Origin of the sequence: Sporomusa sp., from assembly GCF_035561155.1 — a bacterium.
GTDB lineage: Bacteria > Bacillota > Negativicutes > Sporomusales > Sporomusaceae > Sporomusa.
The window spans coordinates 13,641-28,272 of the sequence record NZ_DATMYD010000092.1 but is presented as its reverse complement, the minus strand read 5'-3'; the positions used below and the strand labels follow the sequence as shown (position 1 = coordinate 28,272).

Here is a 14,632-nt window from a genome sequence, read left to right as displayed (position 1 = left end):
CTAAGGAAATTAGGCTTTATCACCATAAGTGAAAGATATTCATTAATACACTAATTCTATTGAACCGCCGTATACCGAACGGTACGTACGGTGGTGTGAGAGGTCGCTGAGTAAATAATTACTCAGCTCCTACTCGATTTTTTAGGCGGTTTACCATTCGGTCCGGATACTCAGATCTGCTTTTTGTTGTGCTTCGCCCACTTTGAATAACCGGTAAAGAATATACAGACTGGCATACCAATGGCCAGCGGCCATTGAACTGCTCAGCTAACCAATCTTGCGTCTTAAAACTTCTGTTAAATTCTGTATGAATGAGGCAGGAGTTTTATAATTTTATGCTAAGTAAATAGTTAAGTTAGTATTTGCAAGGTTATTGAAGGGGTGATAGTTAATGAGAGATGCAGAAAAAACAATTGGAAATCTAATTGATAAACAAAGTGTAGCTTTTATCAGTTCTGTCGACTACGAGGGTTTCCCGAATACAAAAGCTATGCTGCCACCGCGCAAAAGAGAAGGCATCAAGTATTTTTATTTTACGACCAATACCTCATCAATGAGGGTAGCCCAATATAGAGAAAACCCAAAAGCAAATATCTATTTTTGCGACAAACGATTTTTCCGAGGCGTGATGCTAAAAGGAACAATAGAAATCCTTGAAGACAATACGTCCAAAGAGATGATATGGAGAGAGGGCGATACTCTGTACTATCCTCTCGGTGTTACTGATCCCGATTATTGCGTATTAAAATTTACAGCACAAACAGGCAGGTATTATAGTAATTTTAAATCGGAAGACTTTGTAATATAGGATAAGAGACGAGGTCCCTAAGGCTGTGCCAAAATGGCTCAGTCTTTTTTATTTTTCCTACAGCCAGGGCTGTTTCTTATTTAAAATATTTACTTTATTTATTTTACATATCTTACAAATATTAACTAATTTATAATGGATTCATACTCAAATCTAGATAAAATTCAAACAGACAAAAATATTCTCAACAACATAGTTTTAAAACTAAGCCCAAAGGCAATGGTTTTATTCCGTTTTGCCTTGAGTGAAACGAAAGGAATGGTTATAACTATGAATAAGTGGGAAAAATTAGGTAGGATTTTATTTTTATCTTTGTTTGGTATGTTTTCTTTATCCACCCTGCCTTTAAGTGCTGCTAGCCGGCCAACAACAATGGCTCCTAACGCAATGGTAGTGACTCCACACTATCTTGCCACACAAGCTGCCCTGAAAATCCTGGAAGATGGCGGGAATGCAGCAGAAGCAGCAATTGCGGCCGCTTCTGTAATTAGTGTTGTATATCCTCACATGAATGCAATAGGCGGAGATAATTTCTGGCTTCTTTATGATGCCAAAAACAAACAGCTAAAAGCCTTAAATGCAAGTGGCCGTTCTGGAGAAAAAGTTAATATAGAATTTTATAAAGACCTAGGATTTAGTAAAATTCCCTCTAGAGGTTATCTTGCAGCTAATACTGTTCCTGGCGTAATTTCCGGCTGGTGGGAAGTTTATAACTATTCTCAAATAAATATGAACTCAAATATATCTTGGGCAACTCTTTTACAAAAATCTATTAATTATGCTGAAAATGGTTTTTCGGTAACACCTAGCCAAGAGTATTATACAAAAGTAAACATTGATAAAAACGACAATGAATTTCGCAATCTTGGGCGTTTTGACGGTTTTAATAAAACTTTCTTAAAACCTGACGGCAGTATCTATGAATCAGGAGAGCTTTTCAAACAAAAAGACCTTGCTAAAACCTTAAAGATTATTGCCCAAAAAGGAGCAGACGGCTTTTATAAAGGTGAAGTAGCTGAAAAAATCGTTACTGACCTTAAGGCAAATGGAGGAGTTTTAACTTTAGAAGATTTTGCCCGTCATAGAGCTGACTGGGTTGAGGCCATTTCAACCGATTACCGCGGCTATAAAGCCTATAACTTTCCGCCCAATACCCAAGGAATGGCATCTTTATCCATCTTGAATATCCTTAACAATTTTGATCTAAAATCAATGGGTGAAGGTAGTGCCGATTATTATCATGTTATAATCGAAGCTACAAAACAAGCCTTTGCCGACCGCGATAAATGGTTAACTGATCCAACCTTTGTCAAAATACCGGTAGATTCTCTTCTTTCAAAAGAACACGGGGCCAAACTAGCTGCCAGGATAGATCTGCAAAAAGCTGCAATAGAGGTAAATCCTCTTGATCCTAAAGGCGATACAATCTGGATAGGAGTCGTTGATAAAGATGGCAACGCCGTCTCTTTAATCCAAAGTATCTATCATGATTATGGTTCTGGGATTGTAGCTAAAGATACAGGCGTATTACTACAAAATAGAGGTAGTTTCTTCTCGCTTGACCCTAACCATATTAATCATCTCGAACCCCAAAAACGCACCTTCCATACTTTAAACCCGGCAATGTTATTTAAAAATAACCACCCCTACCTCGTTTACGGCACTATGGGCGGTGAGGGCCAGCCCCAAACCCAAGCTGCAATTGTAACCCGGATTGTTGATTTTAATTTTAGCGTTCAAGAAGCCGTCGAAGCGCCTCGCTGGCTGCATGGGCGCACCTGGGGCGCTTCTTCAAATGATCTAAAAATCGAAGGCAGAGTCCCTCAAAATGTAATAGATGAACTTTTAAAACGCGGCCATCCTGTCAGAGTATTAGCCGACTATACTGACACAATGGGTCATGCCGGCGCTATACTCATCAACCCCACTAACAACATCAAATACGGCGGCGCCGACCCGCGCGGCGATGGAACAGCAGTTGGATATTAAAAAGTGTTGCGGCGGCAGAAGGTGTACATATGGAAGTAATCGCTTCCGAAGACAACAGCGAAGAACGGCCTCACTTTCGCGCAATGCGGGAGTGGGCCGTTTGCTGCTTGAGAAAGGTCAAATTACTTGTCGGGTAAAGTTTGAAAATGGTATAAACCTAGGTGCTGAAAGGATAGCAAAACAAAGGGCACATTGTGAAACGAGAATTGATAAAATAGGACTTTAGACCTATAGTTGACTAGTCGGTCATAGTGATAGAATAGTGGCAAAAGTAAGGAGGAATTGTTATGGTGCTAAAACGTTATGCTGCTGCCCTAGCAGTTTCCACGGCCTTAACATTTATAGTTCCGGCCGGTGCCGATGCTTCTACTTACGAAACATCAACAACCGCCATTCGTGTTGGTGATGTCAGTTTTTATAAGTCAGAGACTTTTTCTGATAATATGAGATTTGCCCATGTGTTGTCGTCACATTACAACCGTCCAGTTCTAACGTCAGAAGTAATACGTTTACAAGCTGATTTTGATTTTGGTTTTGGCAACATATCACTGATGTATGCTGTTGCAGACTACTCTGGTCTGCCTATTGATGATGTTCTTGTCCTTCGGAGAAAGAATATGGGATGGGGCGAGATCGCTAAGCTGCACGGCCTTAAAGTTCAAGAATTAAAACGAAGACATGATTTGTTTGTCGATTATGCCCATGTAAACGGTGTAAATATAAATTACATAGAAATTGAAGATTATGACAGAAAACATGATGTTTATCATGAAGCTGACCGGGACAAGGACAAAAAACATGACGAACCTGATCGCAAGCAAGTCAGAAACAATGATGAACGCAATGTGCCTGACCGCAATCAGGACAGAAACAATAATAAACAGCATCAAGATAAAGGCGACAAGAAAGACAACAAAAAAGTCTATGGTCAAAATAATGATAAAGACAACGGACATAAGCAGTAGCTTAATTTAGCAGGTAAAACAACCTGTACCGAGGAGCGGTACAGATTGGATTTTCCAAAAGAAATAATTGCTGCAAAATAGCTGATCAGAAAAAGACTGAAGGCGAAGTTTTATCCTTATGGAATAAACTTCGCCTTTTATTATTGTCTTTTTATCCGATGACTAAGTCGCTCTAAGACTCCCGCTTCTGTAAGCGGGAGTTATACCCAAAGGGCACAGGCGAGCGGCTAAGTCCCTGGATAAGGTCGACTAAACTTCAGATGGGGTAAAAACCCCACCTGAAGCTAAGTCTCTCTTTATTGGAATTATCTAATATGAGGAGTGAGGATATGAAGGTTCGTGATAGTGGAATGCCAGACCAAGTATATTGGGAAAGTTTATTAAGTGTAGACCTTATTCTCGATAAATTAGAGGTTACAGAGCAGATTGATTTCCTTGTTGAGTTTGGCTCTGGTTACGGAACTTTTACTATACCAAGCATAGAAAGAATACGTGGTAATGTTCTTGCTTTTGATATTGATGGTCAGATGATTGAAATAGCTACTACACGGGCTGTTGCGCATAAATCTAAAGTCAACTTTGTAAAGCGTGACTTTATAGCAGATGGGACCGGACTTGGCGATAACTCTGTTGATTATGTGATGCTGTTTAATATATTGCACCACATTAATCCGCTGGAAATTTTGCATGAAGCCTATAGAATTCTCAAAACAGGAGGAAAAGCAGGGCTTATTCATTGGAATTATGATCCAACTACTCCTCGAGGTCCAAGCTTGGATATACGTCCGAAACCCGAAGAAATGAGGAAATGGGCAAAAAATGCTGGATTTAGGCTGGCGACAGATAATCCCATCGACTTACCCCCTTATCACTATGGCTTCTTATTGTATAAGGAGTAGAGGTGTTGCTTTAAACCAACGCTAATATGGTTCGAAATCTACGCCGCTCTTAATGATTTCTTCGGAAACGCAAAAAAGGTACCGATAAGTAAATCCCAGTGAGTGTAAGGATGATAAGTCCGATTGCGGTGATATCTATAACCCATTTCAGATTATAGGTACCGATTTTCCCTTCGTGAACGGAGTTTGTAAAGTGAGCAAAGCTACTAAGATTATCGTGAATTTGTGATTGATCAGCTCCAATGATCCATGGCTCTGATTGTATTAAACCTGTAAATGATTCAATTAGAATAAAGAATGATAGGATAACACCAACCCAAAGATGCACATTACGCACTATTCTAATATATCGCATGTACGCCTCCGTTTTTTATTACAGTATACGATGCATCATGAAATGAATATGACAGAATCCGTGTCCGTGTTCGCCCGCTCTGGCGGACTCTATAGCAGCGTTTAGTCCCAACAAGTTGGTCTGACTTGCAATTTGCTGAATGGTAGTAATAATTTTCATCGGTATTAATGGGAAAGGTAGCTGCCTAACATTATCAGTTAGGCAGCTAATCTCTTGGATGGGCGCTTTTTTATCAATACCCCAGTCGCCAAACCAATTGATATATCATACTATATACTATCTTCCCATCAACACATAGCAAAGGAGGCCTCCCTATGGGATTTGGATTTAGTGGTCGTGGAGGTTTTAGTTGGATAATAATTATCATAATTATTATCCTGTTGTTCTGTTCGTTTGATAATGATTGCAATTCAACCTGTTAATAGTGGTTACAAACCGCATTAAACACAACTAAACTATAAGTGCCGCCCGCTAAATAGCTCGGTTGTGTCGAAGCCGTCTCCGTTTTGGAGACGGCTTTTTTTATGAACGCTTTACGGTTGGGTAGGGCGGACCTGAAAAAGCCTGTGAAAGCAAAGGAATGTTGAATTTGCTTTCATAGGTTTTTAAAAAAATATAGATTTCACATTAAATAAATGAAATTTTCAACAGTATTTATTATTAGATTCATATTATCCAGAAGGTTTTTTACCAGTTTTTGTCGAAGAACTAAAAATATAGGAAAAATAACCCAATAATTACCGGAGGTGGTTTGCATGTCGATTATGGATATAATCGAAAAAGGAAAAAAACAACGTAAGCAAAAGGAACGGAAGAAAACTTTACAGAATGCAGCGATTGGTGCAGCCATTGGTGTGACTGTTGGAGCAGCCGCTGGCGTATTATTGGCACCGAAGGCAGGCAAGGAGACGCGGGCTGACATTGCCCAAGCTGCTAAAGAACTGCCTGCGAAAGCTAAAGAAATCGTTGAAAAAACCAAAGAGAAGGTTGAAGAGGCGAAGAAAACAATCGCCGAAAGGACGAATTCCACTGTGGAGGCGGAAGGCCAACAATAAGTTCCCACAGGGAAATGGGCGGCGGTCGGGCAGGAATGCCCGGCCGCTGTTGATTAATTGCGCCGAAAGAGGGGATGAATATGTATATCTCACTATATGATCTGGCTTTTTTTATCCTATTTGTAGTGCTTGTTATCATCGCTGGATATCTAATCGCAGTTTTACGGCGAGCGTTATGTGTGCTCGGTCTGGTTCACGGAATTTTGAATGCTCATCAAGGTGACATTAGCGAAACCGTTTCTCTGTTCCAGGAAACGCTCAGTAATGTCAATGAGCTTACCGTGAGTTTAAAGGAAGCGACCGTTCAGACTGCTAGCGCAGTTCGTGCACTTCCAAGTGAAATTACCGATACGGTAGATGATTTGCGGGAAAGTTTAGAGACTTTTGCTCTCTATGCCAGGATTGCAGGAGAAGTTGTCAAGTCGGTATTCTCAAAGTAGCTTTGCAAAAACCAATCAGTTTTTTAGTATCAATTCTTAAGCCGTCCTTTGGGACGGCTATTTATATAAGAAAAAGAGGACCGCATACAGCGAGCCTCTCTAGGGAATTAAACTGAGAAGTGCACAGATTACGTAAAGAAGCAAAAACAACGTCCCCTTGCTTCACTTAAGAAGTCCCCTTGTTTCACTTATACTATCTTCCGTTAACACAAGAAGGAAGCATCTAATTTCACAAATATGAATATAATTTTGATATAATGAATTTTAATGTGGATTTTCTAGGTAATGCATATTAAAATTAAGATAACGTTTGATAATACTTAAAAATAGATATGAGGGGTTAGCGTGAATAAAGACATTGGCGGCAAGGTTAAAGAACTCAGAACAGCTAAGAAGATGACATTGAAGGATTTAGGCGAGCACACCGGTCTCTCTACTGGTTTTCTATCTCAGTTGGAAAGAGGGTTAACATCGATTGCGACCGATTCACTGGCAAAAATTGCTGAGGCACTAGGTGTTGACTTATCTTACTTCTTCATTGGGCATGCCAGAAACCGGAATTATATTATGCGGAGTTATGAAAAAGAAGTGTTTCAAATCATTAATGGGCGTTTTATCCATTACCATCTGACCAACAATTCGACGGAAAAGACAATATTACCGAGATTAATTGAATTATTGCCGATCAACTGTGATGAGGATATCTCCCAGTATGCCCATGAGGGAGAAGAATTTGTATATGTGTTGGAAGGCACGCTGACGCTGTTTATTAATAATGAGCAGTTCGAACTTTTTCCCGGTGATTCAGCCCACTATAATTCGTCCCATGTTCATAATTGGGCTAACTATACCAATAAAATGGTTAGATTAATTGTCGCAAGCGCACCCAATCCCTTTAAAGAATAGAGTGTGATTTCTATTGAAAACTGCATTAATCTTCAATATACAAAAATTCTGTGTACATGATGGTCCGGGGATAAGGACTACGGTATTTTTCAAAGGGTGCCCGTTACATTGTCTCTGGTGCCACAATCCTGAGAGTCAAGGCTTTTCAAAACAGGTGTTATGGACCCAGGAAAAATGCACAGGTTGCCGCCGGTGCGAAAAGGCATGTTTCCAGCGTGCTGTTTCTGTTAACGAAAGCATTGCATTCCATGATCCCAGCCGTTGTCAGCTATGCGAAGCCTGCATTGACGCTTGCATAAATAACGCAAGAGAAATAGCCGGAGACGAATATACCATAAGTCAACTATTAAACGAGATTGAAAAAGACCGGCCATTTTATGAACAATCAAAGGGCGGTGTTACTTTTTCGGGTGGTGAGGTTATGAGCCAGATTGATTTTGCGGCAGAACTAGCTCAGGCCTGTAAGGACCGGGGGATATCAGTTGTCATCGATACCTGCGGGTATGCGCCTTTTAGCAGTTTTGAGAAAATCATGGATAGTGTGGAGCTCTTTTTGTATGATATCAAGCTTATGGACCCCGCGTTGCATCAGCGGTATACAGGGAAAGATAACGGGATTATTTTGGAAAACCTAAAAAAACTTGCTCAAAGTGGAGCCCGCATTAACCTGCGGGTACCGCTGATTGAAGGAATTAATGCTGATGACCGTAATATTAGAGACATTATCGAGTTCGTTCAGGGTATCAATCTCGTAGCGGTAAATCTTTTACCCTATCATGATATTGGTAAGGGGAAGTACAAAAAAATAGGCGGGAACTACCAGGGGGAGACCCTGATTCCACCGTCTGATGCAAGGTTAAATGAAATTAAGACTATGTTTGAACAGGCGAAATTTAACGTGAAAATAGGGGGTTAAGTTATGGAAACTAAAGGAATGAATGAGAGAATTAATAGACTAAGAATACAGAGCGTAATTGCCGAACCCCAATTGTCTCTTGAAAGAGCGGTATTAGTTACTGAGGCTTATCAAAAATACGCTGGCACTGTTGAAATCCCAATATTGCGGGCGCTAACTTTTAAATACATTATGGAAAACAAAACTCTGTGTATCAATGATGATGAATTAATCGTTGGTGAAAAGGGCGAAAGACCGCAAGTCGCGCCAAGTTTTCCGGAACTGTGCTGTCACACGCTAGAGGACCTTGACGTTATGAATCGCCGGGAAAAAATCTACTTCAGGGTAAGCGACCAAGATAAAAAGATTCAGGCAGAAAAGATTATACCCTACTGGCAAAACCGTTCTCTCCGCAAGCTCATTTTTGAACGCATGACTCCCGAATGGATAGAATGCTATGAGAGTGGCATATTTACCGAGTTTATGGAGCAAAGAGGTCCTGGACACACGGTTGCCGACGGAAAATTCTATAGGAAGGGTTTCCTCGATTTTAAAACCGAGATTGCGCAAACCATTGATTCGTTAGATTTCTACAACGACCGGCAGGCTTATGACAAAAAGGTCCAGTTGGAAGCAATGGCAATCTGCTGTGATGCCATTATTGCTTACGGCAGGCGCTATGCTGAATATGCCAGGAATTTGGCCGCTCAAGAAACAAATGAGGCTAGAAAAGAAGAACTAGTTGAGATTGCTACTAACTGTGAAGTTGTTCCTGCTCACAAGCCCGAAACTTTCGCACAGGCCCTCCAGATGTATTGGTTTATCCATATTGGTGTGACTACAGAACTCAATCCCTGGGATGCTCTAAGCCCGGGCCGGCTTGACCAACATCTTTTTCCGTTCTATAAACAAGGAATTGAGAAGGGTGTGCTCACCAGAGACAAGGCCAAGGAACTATTGCAGTGTCTATGGGTTAAATTTAACAATCAGCCTGCGCCGCCGAAAGTTGGCATCACACTGAAAGAAAGCAGTACTTACACCGACTTTGCTAATCTTAATACTGGCGGGGTCACGTCAGATGGTTTAGATGGGGTTAACGATGTCTCCTATCTGATACTGGAGACAATGGACGAAATGAAATTGCTTCAACCAAGTTCCAACGTCCAAATTAGCAAGAAAACTCCCAATCACTTTTTGAAAAAAGCATGTGAGGTTTCCCGCAAAGGCTGGGGTCAACCGGCATTTTACAATACTGACGCCATCATTCAGGAATTATTGCGAGCCGGTAAAGACATCACTGACGCTCGGGAAGGCGGGGCCAGCGGCTGTGTGGAAACTGGGGCTTTTGGTAAAGAGGCTTACATTTTGACAGGCTATTTCAATCTACCTAAAGTATTGGAACTTACTTTAAATGATGGTTTTGATAAAAATACCGGTAGGCAGCTGGGCTTGAAAACGGGCTACGCAACTGATTATAACAGCTATGAAGAGCTCTTTGACGCATTTAAGAAACAGGTCCATTACTTCACCGACATTAAAGTACAAGGAAACAACGTAATAGAACGCATTTACACAACTACAATGCCGGTGCCATTCCTCTCGATCATTACCAGCGATTGCATTCAGAAAGGAATGGATTACAATGCTGGCGGTGCTCGCTATAACACCAACTATATTCAGGGGGTGGGGATAGGCACACTGACAGACTGCCTTACAGCGATTAAATACAATGTCTATGACCGCAAACGGTTTACTATGGGAGAACTGCTGAAAGCCATTGACGAGAACTTTGCCGGATATGAACATATATATAATTTTGTACACAATAAGACACCTAAATATGGTAATGACGATGATTACGCTGACCAGGTTATGATTCAAGCTTTTGACGCTTTCTACAACGAGGTTACCGGCAGAAAAAATATGAAAGGTGGTGTGTACCGTATCGATATGCTGCCCACCACTTGTCATGTTTATTTCGGTTCGGTAATGGGTGCAAGCGCAAATGGCAGATTAGCCGGGAAACCTGTGTCTGAAGGGATTTCCCCAGAGAAAGGTGCCGACCGGAAAGGACCTACTGCAGTGATCAAATCGGCGGCCAAAATGGATCACCTTCGTACAGGAGGTACCTTGTTGAATCAAAAATTTACCCCATCGGTAGTGGCAGGTGAACAGGGATTAGAAAATATGGCCGCCTTAATACGAACCTACTTCAATCTGGATGGTCACCACATTCAATTCAACGTAATTGACAGGAAAACACTGATCGAAGCCCAAAATAACCCTGAGGAGTATAAGGATCTAATTGTACGGGTTGCCGGCTATAGCGACCATTTTCATAATCTGTCTAAAGAGCTCCAAGACGAGATTATTGAAAGGACAGAGCAAACCATATTCTGAAGTACTCGATGTTATGAAGCGTTTGGCTCAGGACGGTATGACTATGATAGTTGTAACTCATGAGATGGGGTTTGCCCGTGAAGCCGTAAACCGCGTGATATTTATGGATGACGGAGCTATAGTTGAAGAAGCCGTGCCTGGGGAATTTTTTGCAAATCCTAAGAGTGACAGAACTAAGCAGTTTTTGAGTAAAGCGCTAGATCACTGATCAAACCAGGAGTTGGCAGTGAATGTGACTTATAGAAAAAATCCGTAGACGCTCGTCTACGGATTTTTTGTGTCTCTTTATTATCTGACGAAGTTTGTGAACGTCTTCGCCTCTGGCAGAACAGGTTTTACATGAGCTTTACCAGCATCCAGTACTTTTAATAGCCAGGCCATATTTTTTCCTAAGATACGCATGATTTGGTTTCCTTCATCGTCTTTTTCAGCTTCTTTAGGTTGAAGCCCGTGAGTTACATTCCAATAATTTGAGGTCGCCATAACCATTTCGGAATACATAATATAATGATTTAGAGAATCGAAGGTTGAAACACCACCCGAGCGTCTTACTGCCACTACTGTCGCACCAACTTTATTTCGTAGCATGGACTGGTTGACAGATGTAACGAAAAAGGCCCTGTCTAAAAAAGATTTCATCGTCCCTGCGATGCCAGCATAGAATACCGGCGAGCCTAATAATATTCCATCGGCTTCTTTCATCTTTTGAATCCAGTCATTTACTTCATCAGTGGTGATTACGCAGCGTTCATTTTGATTTTTTACGCACCCCATACAGGCAATGCAACCTCTTACGGGTTTGTTGCCAACATGAATGACTTCAAATTCTATGCCTTCCTTGAGTAACTCTTCACCGACAACTTTCAGTGCATGATGGGTATTGCCATTCCCTCGAGGACTTCCATTAAAGGCGATAACTTTCATACCTAAACCTCCTAAATTATCCTGCCAAATCTCAATACAGGATTTTTCTTCTTTAGCACACAATATATATCAAATAACACATCTATACAAGTACGCACTTTTCTGTAATTACACTTACCTCAAGGTAAGGAGAGGAAGGATGCGCCTTACAAGAAAGGAATGCCTATATGCTTACTATTAACAATCAGAATTATATCTGTAGTCTGGATTATGCTGTAAGTCTGATCAAAGGTAAATGGAAAGCGGTAATTATCTGTCACCTGAATGACCAATCTTACCGTTTCCTGGAACTGCAGAGAAAATTGCCTGGCATCAGCGAAAAAGTCCTTACAGAAAAACTTCGTGAGTTAGAGAGTGATGCACTTGTTGAGCGTGTGTCATACCCGGAAATACCTCCACACGTCGAATACCGTCTAACTCCCCTTGGGCTTAGATTATTCACAGTATTAGATCTCTTGCAGCTTTGGGGGGATGGTTATATTGACGATCAAAAGGTTCTTAAATAGGCGATTTGTTTTCGACCAATTTTTTACCTATGGCATAAGCCTTCTGCAATAATTGTTCATTGTTAGCTACACTATGGGGGCCTTTCATACCAGGTGCAACCAGTAATTCTGCCAGTACCTCGAAATTTCCTTGAGCGTAACCTCTTTATTCCTTATGTTGAAAGGCCTGAAGTGCGCGAACGGGATTCCAATATTCGCGGTATAAGATATCTTTCCATCATTACGGAACCTTTATTACACAATCGCCAGATACTTTTGTGCAGCCTCTATCGTAAATACTGATTATTGTTGACCACAAAATCACTCCTTTGATTTATTAATTACAGAGGTTGTTATAACGATTATAATAAGGATGTTGCTATAATTGAAGTACGCACTTTATTGTGAGATACTAAGCAAAAGGAGAGTGATTCTATGAAAAATGGCCCTATCGATCCTTTAGTTTGTCCTATGTCATATACAGTTTCACCTCCCAAGGTAGAATATTCTTTAACCGAAAAAGGCAAAACCCTGATTCCGATCTTGGAACTCATGGCTACGTGGGGTGCAGAGAATTGTTTTCCAGAACATAAGGATTCGTGTTAACTTTTCTTCGAATGAATTAGGGGTGGGTTTTGCAAAAATTGACATATTTTAAAAGACGGTATATATTTATGGTAAAATAATTTGTTGAGCAATTGTATTCTAGAATGGGATACAATAAGAGATAGGGGACAGGTACCTTGTTTCAGATAACCTGAAACGATGTACCTGTCCCCTTGTTTTTTATGTCCCCTTGTTTTTTATACGCCAGCTAGCAAGATTGAAGCCAGCCACCATCCGAGGCATTCCCGGCATAGGCGCGACAAAAGCGGCGACTTTGACACGGTGGCAATCCAGCGCCGTCTTTGGGGCGGAAATTGCCTGGGTGGGACCGATGATTGTAGAAGACGCCAAGCGCTTGCTGCAGCTAAAGGAAGCAATTGATGAGCTGGAGGCCCAACTGGAGGCTCTGGTTAAGCAATCTTCGCTGGCAAGACTCCTCAACAGCATTCCAGGTTTCGGAACAATCAGCGCCGCGGAGGTCAGTGGCGAAATAGGGACGATGACACGATTTACGTCAGAAGCCAGCCTAGCCATCTATTTAGGGATGGCTCCGCTTGACAATAGTTCCGGCAAGCATAAGGGAAGCAAATCGCCGCAACAAGTCAACAAGAGGGCAAAGGCAGCCATGATGGTGGGCATGGGGCATCACATCCGCAAAGTAGCCGAATCAAAAGCGTATTATGAAAAGAAGCGGGCAGAAGGAAAAAAGCACAACCAGGCCTTACGTTCGCTAGGTAGACACATCACCCGTGTCTTTTGGAGCATGGTGAAAAGCAACCATCTATACAAAGAGAAAAAACAATCTCCCGCTACATAATTTATGGTAACTAGGGAGAACGGGATATCATTTTAACTACCTATCTTCCATAATTTTACTTATATAGCTCTGCACCAGATGAAAATCACTTGACAAATCAAGCGGGATGTTCAGGCTTGCGTTATTGGAAATAATTAATGCAATAACGCAAGCCTGACCCCGAGGTTGACCCCAGCCGTTTAACTGTAACCCTAATTTCTCTCTGCCGGTATTATGACAGAAAAGATAGACATAACCATTTTGGAGTTTTCAAATAGTCCCGTAGAGTGTACAATAACATTAGAATGAAATACAAAATACACTTTGCTGGCGGCAGACCGAGAGGTAATTGTCATTGCGAAATCCGGACGAAACCAAAACTGAGTTACGAATAAAGCTTATGGCAGTCTTATTGCTGGTAATGAGCTTTGGAGCCATCCATTTGTATGACCCTGCTTTGTTACCGAAGCTATGGGCGTTAACAATTAGCGGTGATGTAAATGCTTTGACCGAGATACTCCGCTCCTACGGTATCTGGGCCATGCTAATTAGTATGGTTATTGATATCCTCATTAATGCCGTGGGTTTTTTGCCCTCTATTTTTATCTCAACGGCTAACGGTATCTTATTTGGCATTATCCCTGGCATTATTATCTCCTGGCTCGCCGAATGTATTGGCGTGATAATTAGTTTTCTCCTGATGCGCAGTTTGCTGCGGGACCAAGCTCAAAAACTAATTGAACGCAGTCCGTACCTAAAAAAAGTGGATGAATTCAGCGGCCGAAACGGATTTCAAATGATGCTGTTTGCTCGCACGCTGCCGTATTTTCCTTCCGGGATTATTACCGCTCTTGGCGCTGTAAGCAGCATTAGCGTAAAAGACTATACTCTTGCCAACTTTATCGGGAAGCTCCCCTCCACTGCCCTGGAAGTTGTCGTTGGGCATGACGTCGTAAATTATGAACAGAATTTGACCCGCCTGACTGTTATCGTTTTAGGGGTTGCCTTGGTGTACGGCGGTATTATTTGGCTCCGCCGGAAAAGAGGGGTCTCAGAAAAAGAGCCGGTTCAATATGATAGAAGTGATACGCCCGAAGGAGAGGATTAAC

At 41.5% G+C, this 14,632-nt stretch carries 14 protein-coding genes and 2 pseudogenes; 14 read left to right on the top strand and 2 right to left on the bottom strand.

Annotated elements, in window-relative coordinates; all coding sequences use genetic code 11:
- The first annotated feature begins 391 nt into the window (after positions 1-391).
- From VN447_RS12745 to VN447_RS12730, 4 genes are all read left to right on the top strand, one after another.
- Complete coding sequence (locus tag VN447_RS12745; protein WP_325525729.1) at positions 392-808, top strand: pyridoxamine 5'-phosphate oxidase family protein; 417 nt, start codon at positions 392-394, stop codon at positions 806-808.
- Positions 809-1,078: 270 nt separating this feature from the next.
- Positions 1,079-2,797, top strand: a complete 1,719-nt coding sequence (gene ggt, locus VN447_RS12740; RefSeq protein ID WP_325525728.1) for a gamma-glutamyltransferase — start codon at positions 1,079-1,081, stop codon at positions 2,795-2,797.
- A 287-nt stretch (positions 2,798-3,084) separates the two neighbouring features.
- Positions 3,085-3,762 (top strand): hypothetical protein, encoded by a 678-nt coding sequence (locus tag VN447_RS12735; protein WP_325525727.1) that lies wholly within the window; start codon positions 3,085-3,087, stop codon positions 3,760-3,762.
- 329 nt (positions 3,763-4,091) lie between these two features.
- A complete protein-coding gene (locus VN447_RS12730; RefSeq protein WP_325525726.1) occupies positions 4,092-4,661 on the top strand; it encodes a class I SAM-dependent methyltransferase in 570 nt (189 codons plus the stop codon).
- A gap of 409 nt (positions 4,662-5,070) precedes the next feature.
- Here VN447_RS12730 and VN447_RS12725 read toward each other — a convergent pair.
- A pseudogene (locus VN447_RS12725) lies at positions 5,071-5,160 on the bottom strand (methyl-accepting chemotaxis protein); the annotation flags it as partial.
- 611 nt (positions 5,161-5,771) lie between these two features.
- Between VN447_RS12725 and VN447_RS12720 the strand changes: the two are divergent.
- From VN447_RS12720 to VN447_RS12695, 6 genes and pseudogenes are all read left to right on the top strand, one after another.
- The gene (locus VN447_RS12720; protein ID WP_325525725.1) at positions 5,772-6,071 is read left to right on the top strand and encodes a YtxH domain-containing protein; all 300 of its coding nucleotides are present in this window, start codon (positions 5,772-5,774) and stop codon (positions 6,069-6,071) included.
- Positions 6,072-6,151: 80 nt separating this feature from the next.
- Complete coding sequence (locus tag VN447_RS12715; protein ID WP_325525724.1) at positions 6,152-6,511, top strand: hypothetical protein; 360 nt, start codon at positions 6,152-6,154, stop codon at positions 6,509-6,511.
- 345 nt (positions 6,512-6,856) lie between these two features.
- Complete coding sequence (locus VN447_RS12710) at positions 6,857-7,417, top strand: XRE family transcriptional regulator (RefSeq protein WP_325525723.1); 561 nt, start codon at positions 6,857-6,859, stop codon at positions 7,415-7,417.
- 13 nt (positions 7,418-7,430) lie between these two features.
- Positions 7,431-8,333: a trans-4-hydroxy-L-proline dehydratase activase gene (locus VN447_RS12705; protein WP_325525722.1), complete on the top strand. Its 903-nt coding sequence runs from the start codon at positions 7,431-7,433 to the stop codon at positions 8,331-8,333.
- Positions 8,334-8,336: 3 nt separating this feature from the next.
- On the top strand, positions 8,337-10,712 hold the full coding sequence (gene hypD, locus VN447_RS12700) for a trans-4-hydroxy-L-proline dehydratase (protein WP_325525721.1): 2,376 nt from the start codon (positions 8,337-8,339) through the stop codon (positions 10,710-10,712).
- Positions 10,711-10,920 (top strand): annotated as a pseudogene (locus tag VN447_RS12695) (amino acid ABC transporter ATP-binding protein); the annotation flags it as partial. The gene hypD and the pseudogene VN447_RS12695, both read left to right, overlap by 2 nt.
- A gap of 80 nt (positions 10,921-11,000) precedes the next feature.
- Here VN447_RS12695 and VN447_RS12690 read toward each other — a convergent pair.
- On the bottom strand, positions 11,001-11,636 hold the full coding sequence (locus tag VN447_RS12690; protein WP_325525720.1) for a flavodoxin family protein: 636 nt from the start codon (positions 11,634-11,636) through the stop codon (positions 11,001-11,003).
- Between the two features lie 167 nt (positions 11,637-11,803).
- Between VN447_RS12690 and VN447_RS12685 the strand changes: the two genes are divergently transcribed.
- From VN447_RS12685 to VN447_RS12670, 4 genes are all read left to right on the top strand, one after another.
- Positions 11,804-12,142, top strand: coding sequence for a helix-turn-helix domain-containing protein (locus VN447_RS12685; RefSeq protein ID WP_325525719.1), 339 nt, complete (start codon positions 11,804-11,806; stop codon positions 12,140-12,142).
- Positions 12,143-12,556: 414 nt separating this feature from the next.
- Positions 12,557-12,727, top strand: coding sequence for a winged helix-turn-helix transcriptional regulator (locus tag VN447_RS12680; protein ID WP_325525718.1), 171 nt, complete (start codon positions 12,557-12,559; stop codon positions 12,725-12,727).
- 274 nt (positions 12,728-13,001) lie between these two features.
- Positions 13,002-13,544: a transposase gene (locus VN447_RS12675; protein ID WP_325525717.1), complete on the top strand. Its 543-nt coding sequence runs from the start codon at positions 13,002-13,004 to the stop codon at positions 13,542-13,544.
- 334 nt (positions 13,545-13,878) lie between these two features.
- Entirely contained in the window at positions 13,879-14,631 is a 753-nt protein-coding gene (locus tag VN447_RS12670; protein ID WP_325525716.1) for a TVP38/TMEM64 family protein, read from the top strand.
- Position 14,632: the final 1 nt, after the last annotated feature.